The following is a 20,787-nucleotide window of genomic DNA, read 5'->3' as shown; positions in this document are numbered from 1 at the left end:
TAGCACCTTCGATTGTTTTCCACTCAACTTTCATAAACATGGTTTTTAAAATCGGGTTCAAAGTGATTATAATTTCATAAAGAGATTGTTTAAAGATTCTGAATAGGTTGGGTGAGCAAAAACACCATACCGAATTTTATCATAAGTTATACCTCCTTCTATTGCCATTTGAAGTACAGATACAATTTCTCCTCCTTCAGATGCCAATATTGCTGCACCTAGTATCTGCTTGCTCTTCTTGTCCACAATTGCTTTCATAAACCCAAGAGTTTCTCCGGTTTCAATTCCACGGGCAACTTGTGACATTGGAATTTTCGCCACCATAAAGTCTAAACCTTTTTTCCTGGCTTCTGATTCTGAGATTCCTATCCTGCCCAATTGAGGATCAGTAAACATACAGTACGGAACAGATCTGTTAACTGTACTTAGGTTACATTTTTCTACCAGATTTCTATAAACAATTGTAAAGTCATTATAGGCTATATGCGTAAATGCTGCCCCTCCTTTTACATCACCCAAGGCAAAAATATCTTTAACATTGGTTTCGAGCTTTTCATCAACCAGGATATTTCCTTCTTTATCAGTAATCACACCAGGAATTTCCAAATTGAGTGATTTTGTTTGTGGTGTTCTGCCTGTAGCAATCAAAAGATGGCTTGCTGTTAGCGATTTGGTCTTATGATCCGATTTGAGGTTAAGCTTGAGCACCGTATCCTTTTCCTGAATCCTATCTATTGTAGCATTGGTTAAAATAATTAGCCCCTCATCCTCTAATATTGTTGTCAATTCAGCAGATATATCTTCATCCTCATGTGGCATAATGCGTGATGATTTTTCGATAATGGTCACCTTACTACCAAATCGATGAAACATCTGCCCAAATTCAAGGCCAATATAATTCCCACCAAGGATCACCAGGTGTTCAGGTATTTCAGTTAGATCAAGGATAGTTGTAGATGTTAAATAGGGTATACTTTCTAAACCTTCCAATTCCGGAATATTGGCTGAAGCACCTGTATTGATAAAGATCAAGTCTGCAGATATTTTTTGCTTAGCACCATGACTGTCGACAATTGTCAGTTCTTTTGTACCAGAAAAAGTTGCTTCACCTAAAATCAGTTCCAGACCTTTGGTAGATTCCAATCCCTTTTGGGAAGATGCCCGAAACGAATTGACAATATCGTCCTTTCGTTGTTTTATCTTTTTTAAATCTACTTTAACAGATCCTGTACTAACACCCAGTTCACCTGCTGTTCTTGCACTATAAGCAGCGTGTGCAGAGGCTATCATTGCTTTAGTTGGTGTACAGCCATCGTTGATACAGGTACCACCTACAAGTCTCTTTTCGATAATGGCTGTCTTCTTTCCAGCTGCGGCAAGTTTTTTGGCTAGTGGAATACCAGCCTGTCCCGCTCCTATAATAATGGCATCGTAGTGTTTCATATATTGATAAACTATGAGATGCAGGCAAATGTTTTAAAGGAGCCTTAAGGTTTCGAAAATATAATTATTAAATTTGGCGACATTAAAATCAATTAATGCATGTAATATCAAGGCATGCACTACTAAAAAATTAATTACATAAATAAATGGAAGAAAACGATTTTGTAACAATCTGGCTTGAAGAAAGTGGAAATCCTGCAATCGAAGAAATATCCAATGCGAATCAGGAAGCTGCCAATAAAATGTCAAACTTCTTATTAGAGAATGGACTGAACTCAACCGATCTTTCAACTATTCTGGATATCAATCACAATGAAGTTTCAAGTTGGCTGAATCATATGCATTCTTTCAGCATAAAAAAACTGAAAGAAATGTCAGATATGCTAGACACATATTCCCAAACTTAATTATTCGCCATATTTTAACTCAACGTTGGCATCGAAGCAGGCGCGCAGTGATCAGAGAATTAATAATCCATTACTTTAGTAAAAAGTTACTAATATAAGTCTCGGCATTCATCATTTTGTATTGATTTTGGAAATATCAATCTGTTTATAGCTGGACAATAGATTAACCATGCGATTCAAACCTGCCAGTTGCCTGCTCAATATTTATTCGGTAAACAATAAGATCGTCTTGCAGTGATGGATCTATTGCATGAGAAGGCTCCCGACCTGGGCCGTCAGTTCTGGGCATAATTCGAAGAATTAAACCCTGCATAACCTGTTGACGCTCCTGACCTTTCAATTCCTCAAAAGTACCCCAGAGAATGGCACTCTTCCAATTGAACATATTATCAATTTCATCAACCTGAAAACATACTTTTGGATTTGCTCGATGCATTTTTATTTTTTTCCCGTCGCCTGAATGAGCATATATCGCATTGTTCTGATACACATAATTAACAGGCACGATATAAGTCTCATCGTCTACATGGCATCCCAGACGTCCTATAAACTGACTTTCTAAAAAATCTATGATCTCTCTTTTATTTAATTCTCCAAGCATGGGCATCAATCTTTATCCATTAAAAGTACATAAACTCCTGAGGTTTTCAAAACAACCACATTTATAAAACTTTCCATAAAATGATATCGTTCTATTATTCTTAGGATGATGTCCTGCACATCTTCGACTTTATATTTACGGATTTGATTTTGTTCCTTCCCAGCCGATTATCATAGCTTTTCTCACTCCCCCCCACATATAGTTGCCAAATGTTCCCGACGTCTGGATAACACGATGACAAGGAATAAGAAAAGCAACGGGATTACTTCCAATTGCAGTACCTACTGCTCTTGAAGCTTTGGAATTACCAATTTGCTGAGCTATACTGCCATAAGTAGATAGTTTACCGAAAGGAATTTTTAATAAGCTTTCCCAAACTTTTAATTGAAAATCTGTTCCCTTCAGATGCAGCTTTATATCGTTTAACTTATTCCAGTCATTTTGAAATATAAACAATGCATTTTGCTGTAACAGATCTAATTTTCTTTGAAAAATTGCATTCGGAAATTGCGATGTAAGGTTTTTAAATGCCTTTCCTTCATCATCCTCAAATGCCATATAACAAACTCCTTTATTAGTAGAGGCAACAATTACGGAACCAAAAGGACTTTCTGCAAAACTATAATTGATAGCAAGGTTTCTACCACCATTTTTATATTCTGCAGGTGTCATGCCTTCAATGTTTACAAACAAATCATGCAATCGGCTTGTGCTTGAAAATCCAGTCTCATAGGCCGTATCAAATAAAGTGGCCTGTTCTTCTTTAAGTATCTTTTTCGCATATTCAACGCTCACATATTGTAAGAATTTCTTGGGACTCGTACCAGCCCATTCCATAAACAATCGCTTAAAATGGGAAGAGCTGATATGAAGACGCTCTGCGATTTCATCAATATTAGGTTGCGACTTAAAATTTACTACGATATATTCTATCGCTTCAGCAATGCGATTATAGTTAATGTCCGCCTGTGTTTCCATAATAAATGAATTTAAAATTCAAAGTTCTGAAAACATTGTCGAGGAATAAATCCGAAATGTACCATTTTAAATTTAGTTGGAACCAAATCAAAAATCTCATTATATATTCAGTATTAAAAAATAAGCTTAATCCAAAATTGGTTCGAATAATTGAAAAAAGTTAGCTTCAAAAATGAATTATCACTAAATTTCCCCCTATGCAAAACAACCACATCAATTACATTGAGTTTCAAGGAAAGGACCTTGTTTTAATCAAACAGTTTTATTCAACTGCTTTTGGCTGGAGCTTTACCGATTATGGATCAGACTACATTGCATTTTCGACATCCGGATTAGATGGAGGGTTTTATAAAAGTGACCAGGAATTAAAAAACGGTGCCCTTGTTGTTCTTTACCATGAAAATCTTTCGATTGCTAAAACAAATGTAATCCAGGCTGGCGGACAACTGTCAAAAGACATTTTCAGCTTCCCAGGTGGAAAACGATTCCATTTTCTTGATCCATCCGGAAATGAACTAGCAATCTGGTCAGATCAATAGTTTTCCAAAATAATCTTTTAGCAGCCAAAAATTAGAAAATTGTAAAAGCAATCTGTATTAGTATTTGTATTTAAAAGTTGAACATTTAAACAACAATTATGTACCAAATAATAACTTATGCTTTTCGCATTTCTTCGAAAAACGGCGTCTCCCTCCTGTTCACGCATTCTGCAGCATAAATATACATCGCCGCAGTCCATGATTGCCAATCCTGTCCAGCAGGCATTCCATTTCCTGGCTTTAGCCATTCATTAAATCCAAAATCAAGTTCCCTGGCCGAATCAGCAGAAGCCTGAACAGCCCTGGTTAATGCCATTAACCGCTCCTCAGCAAGACCATATTGCTTAACTGCGACAAGTGCTGCAATATAAAAACCGCAAACGAAAGGCCAAATACCTCCATTATGATATTCCCCAGGCTGGTTAAAATCCTCATACCGTGAGAGCCAATCTGGGTCCCCGGGTCTGATAAATGGAAAAAAGTTTGGTGGTAAGCCAATGCCAAGTATACCTCTTTCCTGCATATACGCGCATTCCTGTTCAACCCAAGATATGATTTTTTCAGCCCTCAAAAAAGGTGCAACACCAGCTAATACAGCAAGGCTATTTCCCAGCAGGTCAAACCGCTCACTACTATAAACTTTATAGGACCAAAGGGCATAATAGGGTTTATGAGGTACTGTTAGCCCTTCATGTACATGATGATGCTGCACCTTACCCGTAATCGTAAACTTGTCCATTTCTCCCCGCAAATCATCAGCCTGTTCATGTAATTCAAAACGTCGCAGGTAACTATACACTAAAGTATTTACAAACAAACCATAGCCTGGCACCCATTGCTCATCCCTCCAGTCACTTGTTGGAAGCTGCGCTACCATACCACTATCAGACGGCCGCTGACAGTCCATCCAGATTATAGCCCTTTGAACAGCATCTTGAAGAAAGCCAGGTTCGTTTATCATTTCCCTGAAAATTGCAGTAATCAATATAAATAAAGGTGTAGTATCGCTAGCCCCGCGATCTTCTTTATCATGCACTAGTGAAGGAATGTGTCCATTTTTACTCTGATTTTCAGCAAGTGTTTCCAGTACCATCCTAATGCTGTCTTTTAATGCCTGATTCCTGGTAAGACAAATTCCAAATGCGGTAATCAAAAGGTCTCTGGTATAAGGTTCAGGATATCCCCACCCCGCTGTACGCGGCAATCCCTCAAAAGGCCCATGCAGATTGTGAAGCAATACCTCAACTGCAGCGTTCCTTGCCTTTTCCACCATTTGTAAATTCTTATTGTCCATGGCAATTAAATCATCGATAGCCTTTTTTTAATAATTTCTAAAAAGCTCCTGGCTACTACCCTATAATCAAAATATTCTTTTACATGGTTCCTGGCTGCGCTACCAAGTGCCGATCGTAAGTCATGATCTGTCATTAGTCTTTTCAGGTGTGTTGCAATATCAGATACATCAGCCCTGTAATCCACTGTCCTGGGTGGATCCAAAATTACCATTTGTTCCTTTAAAGGATCAATCAAATCAGGTATACTCACTTTATTAGCCATAATTTGAAGACCAACTTCAGCCAATAAAGCAGTCTTGTTATGTATCAGAGTATCAAGCATTCCCATCGCCCTAAGTCCAACAACCGGTTTTCCACATGCACCGGCTTCAATTTGCCCCATTCCAAAACCTTCAAGCCGAGAAGGTGCAGCATAAATGTCACATGCAGCAATCAGGTAAGGCATCAGATTTCTGGAAATAATATTTGTAGAAAAATATACCTTTTTACTAATACCCAGTTGAGATGCAAGCTCAAGGTCAGCCTTATTCTGTACCTCCGTTCTGGGTTGTGGCCATACCTTACATATATATATCCAATCTGGCACCTCCTTGTCAATTTCGGCAAGAGCATGCATCACTTCCTGAGCACCTTTAGAAGCTGCATCTCCTCCCACAGTTAACAACATAAGCTGATCCGGCAATACCCCCAATGACTCCCTGACAGCCCTGACTCTGGGATTCCGAGGTAATACCGGACTAAAGTTATCTGTATCACAGCCTACTGGAAGCACTTCGATTAAATCACTGTTTATACCATCGCGGACATACATTTCTTTCACCCATTTTGAGGTAACAAGGATTAACGGAAGAGTATTCAACAATTCCTGGTGCGCAGCAACATATCCATCTGCTACCAACCATGGTATTGCCTTAATCTTAAATCTCTGAGGATGAATGACAAGATCAGGTAGATGTCCCCAGTAACCAATGCCAACCACAATATCTGGTTTAAACCAGTGATAATACCACTCTTTTTCAAGATTGGATTGAAAATGCACTGCATAGACATCAACATCATATTCCAACAGGCCTCTGTAAAGCAAATCTCCTTGAGTAGAAAGTCCTCCAGGCGAGGGAGGATAGTCATATAACAGTAACACTTTCATCTATTATATTCCTTTCTCCTGAGGTGTAGTAATTCCAATCCAGCTTCACTTTTTTCTAATTGTCTGAAAGCTTCTTGTTTAGGTGTGGTCAATACCTCCCAGCTATCTTTATCAAAACCATAAATTTCTGTGATCAAATGATACTTTTTTTTCCATGTAACGGGTGATAACCAGTAATTGTAAGTACAGATAGCTGAGGCCCGGGGAAAGTATGTCCTGTTACCATCTTCATAAACGAATGTCCAGAGTTCTTCGGTTTGTATTTTTCCCGAATACCAAAGTTTGATCACTGCATTAGCCACCTCTTCATGTCTGCGGGGTCTGGTATATTCACCATCAGGGTTATGAGTGATAACGAAGTCAAAATGTTTATGTGGCAATAGTCGCAGAATCGAATCCTGGATCAGTTTTGTAGGCAAAGGGCGCTGCTCAGGATTGTCATCCATATCGTCCATCTTCCATTTTGCACCCAGAAAATCCATAGCATGGCTAAACCTTTCCGACCGTTCACGATCTCCTTTCCTACATAAACAGGCAATAAAAATATCCCATAAGGGGTGATCAATCAATAAGCCACCAGTCCAAAGAACCTCATCATCTGGATGGGCTATTACTACCGCAACTACTTTTCTTTCTGCTTCCATATCTTTGAGTCTCATCATCAATGACATTCCCCCAGATAGCTAAAAAACAATCTATAATCGGATTAGTTCAAAAAAAATAAACAAAGCTCAAATCTGATTGTTTTTATAATCTCTAAAAAGAGAAAATGTATGGTTCTTTAATCTATTAACGCAACAGAACATAAGCAATCAGGTCTTTTTATCTCGTTATTAATCTAAATCAAATGGAAGAGATCAGCATTAAAAACAAAGGACAGGCACGAATTTTTAATCATCCTTTTTTAGAAAGCCTTAGTAAAACACGTCCATGGGTAATTTATGCCTTATACATTCCAGTTATTATATTTTTAGTCTATTATGTACTTTACATTTATCAATTCCCAATATGGATAACTGCAGTATTCTTTTTACTAGCAATGTTTGCCTGGACATTGTTTGAATACTTAACTCATCGTTTCTTATTTCATTTTAAGGCAAGCAGTTCTATAACAAAACGTCTGGTGTATATTTTCCATGAAAACCACCACGAGTTCCCTAGAGACAAAAGCAGATTATTCATGCCTCCTCTTCCCAGCATCATAATGTCTGGAACTGTTCTCCTTTGTTTTTGTGGGATCTCTATGCTTATATCAGGCAGTACAGGCTATGGCTTAGTTTTTTTTGCAGGTTTTATTTTTGGCTACCTGATTTATGTATCCCTTCATTTTGCTATACACGCATATCCACCACCAAAACATCTAAAAGGATTATGGAGAAACCATCACATCCATCACTATAAATATCCAGATCACTTATTTGGAGTAAGTTCACCAATATGGGACATACTTTTTGGCACTAAATCATGAAAAAAAATATGCCACTTACTTCGAACCTCCCCGCTGATAAAACCTCCCCTTATCAAAATGATGGTGAGCATAAAATTCATTTTGATCAAATTCAGTAATTGTATCCTCCATTCTCAAAGCCGCAGGACTTCCAATAATATTCCGGATAAGAACTTCTAGTTTGGGACTAATTTTATCCTTATCATAATCAGGTAAAGCATTGTACTGATCAATATGCAAACCAGGCAAAACCACTTCATCATATTTAAGATGCAAATATGCAATTCCCAAAGGGATCATGACTTTTTTCGCCCTCATATTCATTCCATTATCCTCCAGATCAATAATCAAATAGCGCACAGCACGAGTTTGGGGATCAAAAAGCAGTTCATCCACCTCACCAATGTAAATACCATTTTCATCCTTCACCTCCCAGCCAATAATATCTGGTTCTTCTTCCACAATTTGAAAATCGCTGTTGCTTAATTCCTGCAGATATCTATATTCATTTTGTTTCATGGTTTTAATATTAATTGAGGTTTAATTATTGTACTCCATTAAGGAGTCAGGACTGAATCCTTAGGAGGTTTGTCTGCACCTGTTGTTCCACCTTCATTATTGCATTTACCAATTAAAGTACCTGCTAACAGAATTAGCAATAATACAATTAGCACCCCAAACCACCAGGGTCTTCGTGGTTTTGGTTCCACTTCTAAATGTGCCATATCTCTCCTTTTTCGTATTTCATTATACATAGCTTTTCTTCCTTCATGAACCAAACTAAGTAGATGAGTAAATTAAACAACCTGAAATAGAGATTGTTTAATTATACAGCATTTATTTAGTTCTTTTGAATAACATTGCAGCGATGTAAATTCGACCTGGCAGTTCATAAAGAGCAATATTCTTGATGAATTATATTTTTAAAAATAACAGACCTCAATACAATTATTTTTATATTTTCGACATTCATCTATTTTGAAAAAACATGAAACCTGCTTTTATTTGCCTGTACTACCTTGAAAATACTGAACAATGTATTTTAGAAATCAAAAGAACTGATTTACCCGAAAATGCAGATATCTCTGAGGTTTTTCAATGGCTTATATTAACTAAACAAAGTCAACAGATCCAACCATTGATCTTTGGGTCTATGGATTCTTCTGGAGAAGTGCAAGAAAGATTCTTTGAACAGGGCTACCTGAAATTCAGCAACCAAAGTGGTACTTATATTGAAAAATTTAACTCAGCACAGCATCAACTTGATAATAAAACCGGCCAGTCATTACCTATTGAAATTAATGACATACTGATCAATTATCTTGATGCCTGATATCAGCCAATGAAAATAGCATACATAACTTATTCAGGAACGTTTAAATATTCGCCTGCGAATAACTTTAATGAAACTCAGGACCTATTACCTTTTCTACAAAATAAAGGACTGGATATATCTGCTGAGATATGGGACGACCCGAGCGTTGATTGGGAGAAATATGATATAGCCTTACTCAAAACACCCTGGGATTATCACCAGAAATATGATCAATTTAAACTATGGCTCGATAAGCTTCAATCTTTAAACATAAGATTACTTAATGATTATTCAATTGTTAGGTGGAATATGGATAAACACTATTTATTAGAAGTGGCAGAGTCTGGTTTTGATATTATTCCATCTATATTTCTTCAGCAGGGTTGGAATGAAGAACTGAAAGGTTTATTTGAAAGATTGAATTCTGAAAAACTAATTATTAAACCTTGTGTAAGTGGCGGTTCAAAAAATACAATTGTATTAAGTAAAAATACTACCGTTGAAGACAAAAATCGTGTTTTGGAACTTGTATCAAAGGGTGACTACATCGTTCAGCCATTAATGCCGCAAATTCAAGAAGGTGAATGGTCTCTCATTTTTTTAAATGGAAAATATAGTCATACCATTATAAAGAAGCCAAAAGCAGGTGACTTTAGGGTACAACAGATATTTGGTGGAACTATAGAAGTGGCATCTCCCATGCAACAATACATTGATCTGGCTGAAAGATGTATATCCAGATTTGCAAAAGGTACAATGTATGCAAGGGTTGATGGCCTAATGGTCGATGATCGTTTCATGCTTATGGAACTGGAATTAATTGAACCTTTTCTATATCTATCGTATCATTCAGAAGCTGTTGAAATGTATCATAGTGCACTGGTTCAACAATTATCTCAATAATAAAAATGATGGTTATGAAATTCTCTTCAAAAGCGGAAAACGTTTTGGGTCAGATCAACGCAGAAACTAAGCTGGGAGACTTACGGAAAATTGCGAAGGATATCAAAAAGGACCATGAGCTTGCTATGGAACTGTGGTCTACCTGGAATCTTCTTCCAAGACTATTGGCCATCTTGATTATGGACAACAAGCGAATTTCACAGGATTTGATTGATGATCTTGATAAAGATATGCAAACTCATCCATTGAATGAGCGAAATCAGTTAATGGACTGGCTTATGGCCAATCAACTTATGAAAGACAAGAAAACAATTGCACTGATTGAATCATGGGAAGATAGTATTTCTAATCTTCAGAGACGGACATTCTGGTATTACCAGGCGCGTTTAAGGTGGACAGGGCAAACACCGCCGGCTAATACACCAGAACTGCTTACTAAAATAGAAGCTAACATTGCCAAAGAAGAACCAGAAGTTCAATGGGCAATGAACTTCACTGCAGGTTGGATTGGAGTTTATGAAAAAAAGTACAGAAATCGCTGTGTCTCCATTGGAGAGAAAAAAGGTCTTTATAAAGGTGAAATGGTATCAAAAGGATGTACACCCAATTATTTACCAGAGTTCATTGCAATTGAAAGCAATAAGCGAAACTTGTAGTCCAGCTAACCGGTCTTAACATTCGCGAATCTTATGAGATGCTTCTCCATGGCAATTTCAAATTTCTGTAAAAACGTTTGATACTTATCCTGAAAATATCATAGAATAAGGCATAAATTAACACAAACACCGGAAATAAAAAAGCATAAAAGTTAAACCTATTAAATAAGTATGCACCCAAAAGCGCTCCTGCCAGAAAAAACAAAACAATCGCAGCCCTCAGCTTTATCCTGGAGCACAATATATTTGTTCGGTTAACTTTTAAAAAAAACTGGGCAATTTCAATCCCCAAGTCTGTGAATGTACCAGTAAGGTGAGTAGTTCTTACAACAGAACCCGATATCATCGATACCAATGAATTTTGGAGGCCCATTACAAAAAGCAAACTTCCCGCAAATACTTCCCGGACGACCAAACTTCCATCATATAGATGACCGGTAAGGCCTACCACAAGCAAAACCGCCAATTCCAATAGGATAGGAATCACATATGAAAACTGCTGGTTACGACCGACCAGTGAAACGATCAGGCTGGAAATGAAAGCTCCAGCAAAAAAAAGAAACATCCATAAGGCAATCACCCTTGCTGTTTGCCAGTCCTGCATAGCAATTCTTTCAGCGAACAAAGCTGCATGTCCGGTCACATTAGTAGTCAGCACTGAAAAGCCGAGGAATCCAGCAGCATTCACAAAGCCAGCTGTTACACATAACAATGCCGCCAATCTTACATTATGGCGATAAGTCCTTTTTGAACCAAGATGTCTTAACATATTCAAAATTAAAGGTTTCAGAATGCAATACCCACAACAATAACCTTTTAAAAAGATGATATTCATCATCTTTTTAAAAGGTTATTGAAATAGATAAACTATTATCTGGAAATTTATCAGGCAATACGATTCTTATTGACTCATAACCTTACCTTCAATACAGCATTGCTTGTTTCACAACTAGTATTCGTGCTACTCAATAGCCAGGATTTTGGCTAAGGTTTGGATTCGCTTCAATTGCACTGAGTGGAATAGGTAGAAGCACTTTGTAAGCCGGAGTTACATAGTTTTTCTCTTCTCTGGCATCGCGGTATTTATTGAAACGAACCAGATCAGTACGGCGGTTACCTTCCCAATACAACTCAAAACCTCGTTCCTTTAGAATTTTATCCAGATCAAGACTAGTGTAGGCAGGCATACCGCGTTTGGTATTTCTGATGTAATTAATGTCTTCCAAAGCACCTGTTAGGTTACCTGATCTGAACTTAGCTTCACCACGCATCAGGTAAGTATCAGAAAGGCGATATAATGGAAAATCATTTCCTGCATTGCTGGTATTGGTCGTAGATGGGTTTGGCGCAAATTTAACAACCCTTACCCCTTCCTCTTCCTTAGAATTTTTAATACTAAACTCTTTGGTAAACACCAATGGTGCACCAGTACGTGTTTTCAATGCTACACCAGTAGGAGAATACTGCTGACCGATTAAAAAGCCCTGATTAAAGCCTAGTTGGCTGATCAGTCTTTTGTCGCTAAATCTTTTATCTGAGGTGTCCCAGGTGTTCACAAATGTTGGTGTGGTACAGCAACCATTCCAGAGGCTAGTAAAACTACCAAACTTTTGGTTGTAGTGCAACGTAATTGGAATCCATACCGAGCCAGTAAGTCCAATGGTTTCATCATAGATTACAGAAAGGATGGACTCTGTATTTTGCAGGTACTTCGCATTGTCGTACTGGAACATTCCCCAGTAGTCATCTGCCACTGAATATTGACCTGAATTAATAATCGCGTCACATTGTTGCACTGTTTCTGTCCATTTTGCCTCTCCCGTAAACACTTCATGATTCAAATAAACGTTAGCCAGCAACATCTGAGCTGCTGCTTTAGATACCCTTCCATAAGGGATTTCCAACTTATTTTTCAGTACAGGAATTACCTCATTCAGTTCTTTAATCATCCTGTCTACTGCCATCTGACGATCAAGAATCGTCGGTGCCTTTGAATAATCAGTTTCTGTAAACTCCCTGAAAGGAAATTTACCAAAGTTATCGGTCAGTCTAAACATACAAAGGGCACGGATAAACTTCACCTCTGCTATATACCCATCTACTTTTGGAGATTTAGGAAATTCAGAAAGGTATTTCAAGGCAACATTACTCCGGGTAATGCCTAGCATAAAGCTGTTCCAGGTATTTCTCACATAAGAATTGGTAGGTGCATAATCATGGGTAAACAAAGCCTGTAAATCTGGTGTAACCCAATCCGATCCTCTTGCCGGCCATGCTAGTTCGTCGGTCACAGATTGAATAGTGCCCCAAACCCCCGAACGGTTCTGTAGATCCCTAAGGTAAGCATATGCAGGAGCCACAATCATCTCCACATTTTCAGGATTATTAATTACTTTTCCTCCATTCACCTCATCAAGAATCTCTTCCTCCACTGTACATGCGCTAAGCGATAAAATGGCCGCACTGATCATGATATATATTTTTTTCATCATATTTTTTTTATGGGTCATTAGAATTCTACATTTACACCAAAAACAACAGTTCTTGCTTTTGGATAAGTGGTCCAGTCTATACCAATAGAAGGAACACCACCAGAAGAGTGGTCAGCATTTACTTCAGGATCATAACCGGTATATTTTGTGATCACAAAAAGGTTATTTCCACTCAAATTAAGACGTACCTTACTGATCCACTCTACATTTTTTAGTTTAAAGGTATAACCCAAAGTAGCATTTGATAAGCGTAGGTAAGACCCATTTTCGATAAATCGACTACTATAAGTTAGTGTACCATTAGGGTTTTCATTGGTTTTTATCGCCTCATTAGTGGCATTCCATTCTTTAGCAATGAGGGTATTCTGATTGATAATATTTGCCAGGTTATTATATACTTTATTACCATAAACTCCATTTAATGCCATACTCAGGTCAAAATCTTTATACACCAGACTGGTACTGATGCCATAGTTAAAACGGGGCAATGCCGAGCCCAGATTTTGCTGAATCTCTACACCATTCTCATCCGTTTCAAACCTGCTGTTACCCTGGTCATCAAAACCCAGGAATTTCCGGCCCCAGAAAGTGCCTATAGAAGAACCATTTTTAATGACCTGTGAAGAATAGCCAGTGATTCCAGGTCCACTAGGAGACCCAGTGGTAATCTGACTCATTGGTAATCCCGAAACCCGGTTTTTAATAGTGGTAAAATTCAGTCCTAAATCCCACTTCAACTCTTCTTTTTCTATAATTAAACCGTTCAGTGACAGCTCCAATCCCCGGTTTCTAATGTTCATATCTGGTACATTGGTCCACACTTTTGTTGTTGGCGCAGGTGCAATCGAGAATACTTCCAACAATACATCTTTGGTTTGCTTGTCAAAATAATCTATAGTACCGTTTATCCTGCCATTCAGCACACCAAAATCCAATCCTACGTTCACCTGACTCGTCTTTTCCCATTTGATGTCGGGATTTGGCGTCCTGGTAAGTGTAATTCCCTGAACTACATTTTTGCTGGAGCCATCCAGGATTGCCCCACCAGATGAACCTAACAGAATCTGAGAAATTTTATTGGGAATTTCCTGATTTCCGGTGATCCCCCATCCTGCGCGTAGCTTTAAATTACTAAATACCTGAAGTTGTTTAAAGATGTTCTCTTCATTCAATCTCCATGCAGCGGATGCAGAAGGGAAATAGCCATACTTGTTATTGGCTCCAAACTTAGTAGAGCCATCCGCTCTCATGGTAGCGGTAAGCAGGTATTTATCCTTAAAATTATAATTTAACCTACCAAAAAAAGATTGTAATGCATTCTTAATGATTGATGAACTTACAGATACTTGTTTGAAATTACCCAAACTCAGGTCATTGATATAATCAAAATCATCAATTGTAAATCCTTCCTCGCTCAATTTGTAAGACTGTGCCTTAAACTGCTGATATGAGTGTCCAGCAAGTGCGTTGAATTTATGCTGATTCCCCAGATTAAAATCATAGGTAAGAAAGTTCTCCATCAGATTACTATTTTGCTCCACGTTACTGATGTCTACGGTTCCTTTATTGCTCAAGTAGATCAGGCTATGGTGCTGTGTCACTTTCCTGGAAGCATTGGAATGATCAGTCGCCAGATTTATTTTATATTTCAAACCTTTGATCAGGTCAAGGGAAGCGGTAATATTTCCCAGAATGCGGTCATTTTGATTGACATCATTGGTAAGGTTGATCATAGCCAGTGGATTTCTCACATCTTTACTCATCTGATAATAGCTGCCATCAGGCTTGTAAATTGGAAGTGTTGGGTTGATCTTTAAAGCAGAAAGAATCACATCTCCTTCAAAACCACCAGTCTCCCCGATTGGCACCCTTTGATCTTTGGTTCTGGCTGCAGTTAAGTTTGCCTCTATCTTCAATCTGTTGTTGATCAGATTTTGGGTAATGTTAAACCTGGAGGTCAATTTTTCCAGCCCCGTTTTTCTTACAATTCCCTGCTGATCCAGATAACTTACTGAACCACGGTAATTTCCGTTATCGTTACCACCACCATAAGAAAGGTTATGATTTTGAGCAAAAGCATTTCTGAAAATTTCATCTTGCCAGTTGGTATTTGCTCCATAATCACCTTCCGTAATTCCTTTTGAAGCACGATAGCTTTTAAAGGCTCCTGCATCCATCATATCCAATTGCTTAGGTAAGGTTGAAACAGAACCCGTTGCCGTATAATTGAGCACTCCTTTCCCTGATTTTCCCTTTTTGGTGGTAATGAGAATTACCCCGTTTGCACCTCTGGAGCCATAAATCGCTGTTGCGGATGCATCTTTAAGAATGTCCATAGAGGCAATATCATCCGGATTCAGAAAGTTCAAAGGGTTTTTAGTGGCATTACTGCCCGCACCTGAGATGGTCGCCCCAGAAGGCTGTATATCAGTAATATCCAAGGGCACGCCATCCACTACATACAAAGGATCTTGTCCTGAACGAATGGAGTTTGATCCCCTTACCCTGACCATCGCTCCAGCACCAGGCTCCCCACCATTGGTAATGATATTGACTCCCGATACACGGCCTTGCATCAACTCTACTGGGTTGGCAACCAGCCCTTTGTTAAAATCCTTCGTTTTTAAAGTTGCTACCGCTCCAGTCAGGTCTTTTTTATTTACAGATCCATAACCTACGGATACCACTACCTCATTTAAACTCGTCGCAGTACTTTCCAATTTTACATTAAGTGTTCCCTTTGTTCCCGGATTTAAGGTCTGAGTTTCCATTCCCATATAAGAGAATACTATCGAAATCGCTCCTTCAGGCATCATGATCTCATAGCGGCCATTACCATTTGTAGTTGCACCTACACCAAAATCCTTCACTTTCACGGAAACTCCAGGAAGTGAAATTCCTGCTACATCGGTAACCTGTCCCGTTATCTTCCTATTTTGTCCTTCTCCTTTTACAACAGAAAGATTTGGCTTTAGAACAATAAGGTTATCTTTTTGAATGTTGTAGATGATTGATTTATCCGGGAACAAAACTCCCATCACTTCCTGAACAGACTTATTTTTCACATGAATACTCACCTTACGGTTCACATCCAATTGTTCTCGCTGATAGAAAAACCGGTATGGTGTTTTTTGTTCTATTGCCTTTAGTACATCTGTAATTTTAACCTGATCATAATCCAGGCTAATTCCATTTCTACTTTGTGCATTTGTTTGATCAGCAATAAATAGCTGGCAAAACAAACAGATCAAAACTAATAGGTAGTTTTTATTTATTTTTTGCATAGTTTTAAATAAAGATTAATTCTAAAATCCTTTTGAGTTGGTCTTATGTGCCGAAAGACTCTTCGACCCTTCTTTCGGCACTTTTTTGATATGTACATTTATCTTTTACATAGGCATTTGTTTAGGTAAGCGATCATTTTTATTTTTTAATCTGAATACTTCCATCTGCTTGCATATGGTAACTGAAAGGCAAAGTTTGGTTAAGGATATCCAGAACTGTAGTTAAGTTTTCATCTCGGATCGTTCCGTCGTAGTGGTAATTAAATAGTTCCTTATTCATGACTACAAATCGGACGTTATACCTTCCTTCCAGCATTTCCAGTAAATCTTTAAAGCTCTTATTCTCAAAACGGATTTCCTTTTCCTTCCAGAGAGAAGCAAAACCAGCCTGAACTGTTGATACAACTCCTTTTCCTGTTACAGGCGAAAAGACAAACTTCTGTCCTGGTTTTAAAATCACAGAACTCAGCTCTTGTTTTTCATCGCGTGGCAGAATCTCTACTGACCCATGTTGTAAAGTAGTGGTGATCTCCTGATCGCCCGGGAATGCCCGAACATTAAATCTGGTCCCATGAACCCGTATTTTATAGCCGGAGGTATTTACTACAAAAGGATGAACTTTATCCTTGTGTACATCAAACCAGGCCTCACCAGTTAAGAATACTTCCCGAAGTTTGGTCTTTTCGTCCTGGTAATAGCGAATGCTAGATTTTGCATTTAGAAAAACCTTAGTACCATCCGGTAAAATCGCTTCGCTTAGGGCATTTCCCGGGGCAATTAATGTCAATTCAGTTGCTGCTTTTGGATAGAAATACGGATGTAAAACCAGTGCGTAACTGAGAATACCCAATAAAAAAATAGCCGCTCTGGTAAGCACATACCTGATAAGCTTGATCACTTTCTTTCGCTGTTTTTGTTTTACTTCTTCAGCGATTTTATGACATAGCCTATCATACAACGGGTCGAAATCCGGATCACCTTCATGTGACTCGGGCTGACGTTCTAAAAACTGATACAAATCTTTCTTTACCTCAAACTCTAATTCGGGTTCATAGAAAGAACGGCTTATTTTATCCTGGGGATCTTCTCTGTGCATACCAACTTAATACGGATGGGGAAGCTCAGGTACTCACTCACATTTGAAAAAATTAGTATAAATAATAGAATATTAAATAAAGGAGGTATTTAGTGTGAATATGTAGCTTCAAAAAGGCCAATGCCCTGTACACCTGGTTCTCTACGGTTCTAATAGAAATGTTCAGCTTTTTAGCAATTTCTTCATAACTAAGACCTTCTACCCTGCTCAAGGTAAAAACCAGTCTGCGTTGATCAGGCATTTGCAAAATCAGTGTATCAATCTGGGATTGCAATTCATTAAAACTTAATGTATTCCATGTAGTATCCTCAAGTTCTACGGCCTGCAATGCAGTTAACTCTGCAGCAAGTTTGTCGAGCTTTCGTTTTCTCAACTGGTCGTAGATCAAGTTAACGGCAATCTTGAAAATGTAGGCTTTTGTATTTCTGTTTTCATCAAGCAATTCATACTGATTCCAAACTTTCATGAATACATCCTGAACTAGTTCTTCCGAATCATGTACAGACTTTAAGTAAGACATCCCAAAATGATAAATTTTAGGTGCATACAGCTTAAATTGCTCCTTAAAAGCTATATCCTTACGCTCACTGCTCATCTCTCTGGAGGCAAGTGCCCCCTTCTTTACCCCTGTATTCAATGTTATTTGGTTATGTTGTGAAAGATACGCAAGTACATGAATAATGCAAAATTTGACGTCGAAATGATTTTAAATTAGTTCACAATATGAAAATTTCTACTTTATCTTATCTTGGCCGTTTCATACTATTTAAAATAACGCCAATGTCAAAACCAAAACACAATGAAAAGCGCAGTAAAGTAAAGTTCTCCAAATTAACTTTTCATAAACTTCAATGGTTAGAATATATTACAATGGGACTTGGATTGTGGTTCCTATTCTACGACATGGATATACGCCTCACTTATTTTTAATATATTTTTATACAGTTATGCAGGAACATATTGCGCTAACTGTACTTACGACAAACCTTAGCCTACATTTTATGACGTGGAAGTTGTTGACAAGAGAATTTCAAAAGGAAGAAGGAGTACTACTTATTATGTAAAAGTAGCACCATGGGGACACCATTACGACAATGAGGAAATTTCTGTTGCATCGAGCCAATATGAAGAAATTCAAATTGGACAAATGGTCAAAATCGATTTAAAAAAAGGTTTATTTAATATACCTTGGTATTATATAGAATAGTATACATAAATGTAGATCTGACAATAGAAACAAGAACCTTATGGAAAACAAGCGGCAAACAGACTTAAGAAAAGAAAAATTGGAAACTATCATTGATTGGTCTAAAAGCAATAAAGATATAAGAACTGTTTTGCTCACAAGTTCTCTTGTAAATCCTTTAGCTCCTATTGATGAACATAGTGATTTGGATATTGAACTTGTCTTTGAAGATAATGCCAAATACATCTCCAGCAAAGACTGGATAAATCTTTTCGGAAATCCTATTGCAATGATTGAGGAGAATGAAAGCTCTTTCGATGATAAGCATGCCATGAAAATGGTATTGTACGATGATTATATAAAAGTAGATTTCAAACTATATAGCGTCCCTAATTTTCTGGAACAAGTAGATCAAAATGAATTATGTGAAGATTGGGACATTGGCTATAAAGTGTTGATTGATAAAGACGGCATAACGAAAAACATGAAGGAAGCTACTCATCAGGTTTCCATTATTAAAAAACCTACAGAACAAAAATTCAAACAACTTTTAAATGACTTCTGGTGGGACACAACCTATGTAGCAAAATGTTTAGCAAGAGATGAAATTTTCTATGCTAAATTCATGGCGGAAAGCAATATTAGAACTGATTACATTATCCCATTAATTGAATGGCATATCGCCAATCAACACGATTGGAACATCACAACCAATAAATACGGAAGGCTCTTTAAAAAATATCTAACTTCTGAAATATGGGAAAAAATAGAACAAACCTTCTCAGGGAAAAATATAAATGAAAATTGGAATGCATTGTTCGCTATGGCAGATTTGGTATCAGAAATTGGAACTGATTTATCAGAAAAACTGAATTATGAATATCCTTTCAAATTGGAAACAGATATAAGGAAATATTTAAACGCGACTTTCATAAGAATTTAGAAAGAACATCCACTACCACTTTTTGTTTCTATGCGATTATCTGCTACATCCCAAATACAACTCCCATCATTTGCATTCCAACAGCCATCTTATCTTTTCCGAAATCATAGATTTTTTCTGTTTTTTTGATCTGCATTTCAGCTGGAGTTACTGCTCTGTTTTCAACCTTGGTAAATTCATATAGGAATTGAAGACCGTTATCCTTTTCATACTGAATTAGTATTTTCATAATACCTGCATCTTCTTTGATGTATAGCGGGTGGAGAAAATTTACTGACTTTGGCATTTCGGTTGAGGTCCATACTTCAAGCCTATATACAGAAGAAGCAGGAATACCACCTGGCTTATTATTGGTGGGTACAGACTCCTTTAAAGTATATACACTTTTAGTACAGTTGTAACCTGCTACAATACTGGTTTCGTTAGTTTTTTCGATGTAGTAATCTTCATTTTTAAGTTCATTCTTAGCCATTTCATGAAAACTGTCACCAGTGTATCTAATGGTCATATCCTTGTTACTATTTTGAGATTTAATGTACATCGTTCCTTCTTTCTTTGCCTCATTAACATTGTTTTCACCATGAAAAGTCATCGCATCAAATTTTGCCGTGGCTTCTGCTCCTTTGAGGTAAATCTCAGATTTAAGAGGAATCATCAATATGGCCAGATTCATGATGCCTACCTTCTTATTTTGTGCTTCCAGTACTTCCCGTTCTTTTGGAGAAAGCTTTTCGGCCAGGACTTTCATTTGTCCAGCCACATTTCCTTTGGTTGGATCAATCTGTTGCAGCAGTTCGCCTAGAGCTGTGCCCGGTGTGGTGATTTGTATATCTATTTTACCTTCTTTAAAGAGCGTTTTTACTTCGGCACTTTCTGATGATCTTATTTGACTGATAAGATTTTCTTTGGCATCAGTATTACTTTTTGTACCTGATGGATTTTGGTTGCAAGCAATAAAACTTGGTATCGTCATTAACGCAACTAATGGAAAATAATTAATTTTCATAGGGATGTGTATTTTAGGTTAATTTTCTAAAAATAGTATTTGTCTTTTT

General features: G+C 37.6%; 21 protein-coding genes. 7 read left to right on the top strand and 14 right to left on the bottom strand.

From position 1 onward, the window contains the following. Positions 1-66: 66 nt before the first annotated feature. Positions 67-1,443, bottom strand: a complete 1,377-nt coding sequence (locus ABDJ41_RS19720; RefSeq protein ID WP_349787830.1) for a mercuric reductase — start codon at positions 1,441-1,443, stop codon at positions 67-69. A 146-nt stretch (positions 1,444-1,589) separates the two neighbouring features. Between ABDJ41_RS19720 and ABDJ41_RS19715 the strand changes: the two genes are divergently transcribed. After that, on the top strand, positions 1,590-1,850 hold the full coding sequence (locus ABDJ41_RS19715) for a hypothetical protein (protein ID WP_349787829.1): 261 nt from the start codon (positions 1,590-1,592) through the stop codon (positions 1,848-1,850). Positions 1,851-2,013: 163 nt separating this feature from the next. Here ABDJ41_RS19715 and ABDJ41_RS19710 read toward each other — a convergent pair whose 3' ends face one another. After that, positions 2,014-2,451: a pyridoxamine 5'-phosphate oxidase family protein gene (locus ABDJ41_RS19710; RefSeq protein WP_349787828.1), complete on the bottom strand. Its 438-nt coding sequence runs from the start codon at positions 2,449-2,451 to the stop codon at positions 2,014-2,016. Between the two features lie 135 nt (positions 2,452-2,586). Continuing rightward, positions 2,587-3,429 (bottom strand): bifunctional helix-turn-helix domain-containing protein/methylated-DNA--[protein]-cysteine S-methyltransferase, encoded by an 843-nt coding sequence (locus ABDJ41_RS19705; RefSeq protein WP_349787827.1) that lies wholly within the window; start codon positions 3,427-3,429, stop codon positions 2,587-2,589. A gap of 197 nt (positions 3,430-3,626) precedes the next feature. Here ABDJ41_RS19705 and ABDJ41_RS19700 point away from each other — a divergent pair, with 197 nt between their 5' ends. After that, positions 3,627-3,968 (top strand): VOC family protein, encoded by a 342-nt coding sequence (locus ABDJ41_RS19700; RefSeq protein WP_349787826.1) that lies wholly within the window; start codon positions 3,627-3,629, stop codon positions 3,966-3,968. A 115-nt stretch (positions 3,969-4,083) separates the two neighbouring features. Here ABDJ41_RS19700 and ABDJ41_RS19695 read toward each other — a convergent pair whose 3' ends face one another. The 3 genes from ABDJ41_RS19695 to ABDJ41_RS19685 are packed head-to-tail and all read right to left on the bottom strand — an operon-like array spanning position 4,084 to position 7,054. Next, entirely contained in the window at positions 4,084-5,262 is a 1,179-nt protein-coding gene (locus ABDJ41_RS19695; protein ID WP_349787825.1) for an amylo-alpha-1,6-glucosidase, read from the bottom strand. Between the two features lie 5 nt (positions 5,263-5,267). Continuing rightward, positions 5,268-6,410, bottom strand: a complete 1,143-nt coding sequence (locus ABDJ41_RS19690; RefSeq protein WP_349787824.1) for a glycosyltransferase family 4 protein — start codon at positions 6,408-6,410, stop codon at positions 5,268-5,270. After that, a complete protein-coding gene (locus ABDJ41_RS19685) occupies positions 6,407-7,054 on the bottom strand; it encodes a PIG-L deacetylase family protein (protein WP_349787823.1) in 648 nt (215 codons plus the stop codon). The genes ABDJ41_RS19690 and ABDJ41_RS19685 overlap by 4 nt, the downstream gene beginning before the upstream one ends. Before the next feature lie 203 nt (positions 7,055-7,257). Here ABDJ41_RS19685 and ABDJ41_RS19680 point away from each other — a divergent pair, with 203 nt between their 5' ends. After that, entirely contained in the window at positions 7,258-7,878 is a 621-nt protein-coding gene (locus tag ABDJ41_RS19680) for a sterol desaturase family protein (protein WP_349787822.1), read from the top strand. A 15-nt stretch (positions 7,879-7,893) separates the two neighbouring features. On the opposite strand, the gene ABDJ41_RS19675 is transcribed toward ABDJ41_RS19680, so the two are convergent. Both ABDJ41_RS19675 and ABDJ41_RS19670 read right to left on the bottom strand, forming a co-directional pair. Then, entirely contained in the window at positions 7,894-8,376 is a 483-nt protein-coding gene (locus ABDJ41_RS19675; RefSeq protein WP_349787821.1) for a PRC-barrel domain-containing protein, read from the bottom strand. A 38-nt stretch (positions 8,377-8,414) separates the two neighbouring features. Then, the gene (locus ABDJ41_RS19670) at positions 8,415-8,582 is read right to left on the bottom strand and encodes a hypothetical protein (protein ID WP_349787820.1); all 168 of its coding nucleotides are present in this window, start codon (positions 8,580-8,582) and stop codon (positions 8,415-8,417) included. Between the two features lie 263 nt (positions 8,583-8,845). Here ABDJ41_RS19670 and ABDJ41_RS19665 point away from each other — a divergent pair, with 263 nt between their 5' ends. Genes ABDJ41_RS19665 through ABDJ41_RS19655 form a run of 3 tightly spaced genes read left to right on the top strand, consistent with a single transcriptional unit; the run spans position 8,846 to position 10,731 of the window. Further along, positions 8,846-9,190: a hypothetical protein gene (locus ABDJ41_RS19665; RefSeq protein WP_349787819.1), complete on the top strand. Its 345-nt coding sequence runs from the start codon at positions 8,846-8,848 to the stop codon at positions 9,188-9,190. 9 nt (positions 9,191-9,199) lie between these two features. Continuing rightward, positions 9,200-10,075: an ATP-grasp domain-containing protein gene (locus ABDJ41_RS19660; RefSeq protein ID WP_349787818.1), complete on the top strand. Its 876-nt coding sequence runs from the start codon at positions 9,200-9,202 to the stop codon at positions 10,073-10,075. Positions 10,076-10,089: 14 nt separating this feature from the next. Next, complete coding sequence (locus tag ABDJ41_RS19655) at positions 10,090-10,731, top strand: DNA alkylation repair protein (RefSeq protein WP_349787817.1); 642 nt, start codon at positions 10,090-10,092, stop codon at positions 10,729-10,731. A gap of 31 nt (positions 10,732-10,762) precedes the next feature. Here the strand turns inward: ABDJ41_RS19655 and ABDJ41_RS19650 are convergent, their stop codons facing one another. The 5 genes from ABDJ41_RS19650 to ABDJ41_RS19630 all read right to left on the bottom strand — a co-directional run bounded on the left by ABDJ41_RS19650 (position 10,763) and on the right by ABDJ41_RS19630 (position 18,240). Beyond that, positions 10,763-11,500, bottom strand: coding sequence for a YoaK family protein (locus tag ABDJ41_RS19650; RefSeq protein WP_349787816.1), 738 nt, complete (start codon positions 11,498-11,500; stop codon positions 10,763-10,765). Between the two features lie 196 nt (positions 11,501-11,696). Then, positions 11,697-13,223, bottom strand: a complete 1,527-nt coding sequence (locus ABDJ41_RS19645; RefSeq protein WP_349787815.1) for a RagB/SusD family nutrient uptake outer membrane protein — start codon at positions 13,221-13,223, stop codon at positions 11,697-11,699. Between the two features lie 17 nt (positions 13,224-13,240). Next, a complete protein-coding gene (locus tag ABDJ41_RS19640) occupies positions 13,241-16,507 on the bottom strand; it encodes a SusC/RagA family TonB-linked outer membrane protein (protein WP_349787814.1) in 3,267 nt (1,088 codons plus the stop codon). Positions 16,508-16,646: 139 nt separating this feature from the next. After that, positions 16,647-17,603: a FecR family protein gene (locus ABDJ41_RS19635; protein WP_349787813.1), complete on the bottom strand. Its 957-nt coding sequence runs from the start codon at positions 17,601-17,603 to the stop codon at positions 16,647-16,649. Between the two features lie 52 nt (positions 17,604-17,655). Continuing rightward, on the bottom strand, positions 17,656-18,240 hold the full coding sequence (locus ABDJ41_RS19630; RefSeq protein WP_349787812.1) for an RNA polymerase sigma-70 factor: 585 nt from the start codon (positions 18,238-18,240) through the stop codon (positions 17,656-17,658). A gap of 610 nt (positions 18,241-18,850) precedes the next feature. On the opposite strand from ABDJ41_RS19630, the gene ABDJ41_RS19625 reads away from it, so the two are divergent. Then, entirely contained in the window at positions 18,851-19,732 is an 882-nt protein-coding gene (locus tag ABDJ41_RS19625; protein WP_349787811.1) for an AadS family aminoglycoside 6-adenylyltransferase, read from the top strand. 43 nt (positions 19,733-19,775) lie between these two features. On the opposite strand, the gene ABDJ41_RS19620 is transcribed toward ABDJ41_RS19625, so the two are convergent. Continuing rightward, complete coding sequence (locus ABDJ41_RS19620) at positions 19,776-20,738, bottom strand: hypothetical protein (protein ID WP_349787810.1); 963 nt, start codon at positions 20,736-20,738, stop codon at positions 19,776-19,778. Between the last annotated feature and the right edge of the window lie 49 nt (positions 20,739-20,787).

The sequence above is a fragment of the Pedobacter sp. ASV1-7 genome, from assembly GCF_040203335.1.
Lineage (GTDB): Bacteria > Bacteroidota > Bacteroidia > Sphingobacteriales > Sphingobacteriaceae > Pedobacter.
The sequence above is the reverse complement of the archived record's forward strand: the minus strand, read 5'-3'. Positions and strand labels throughout refer to the sequence as shown.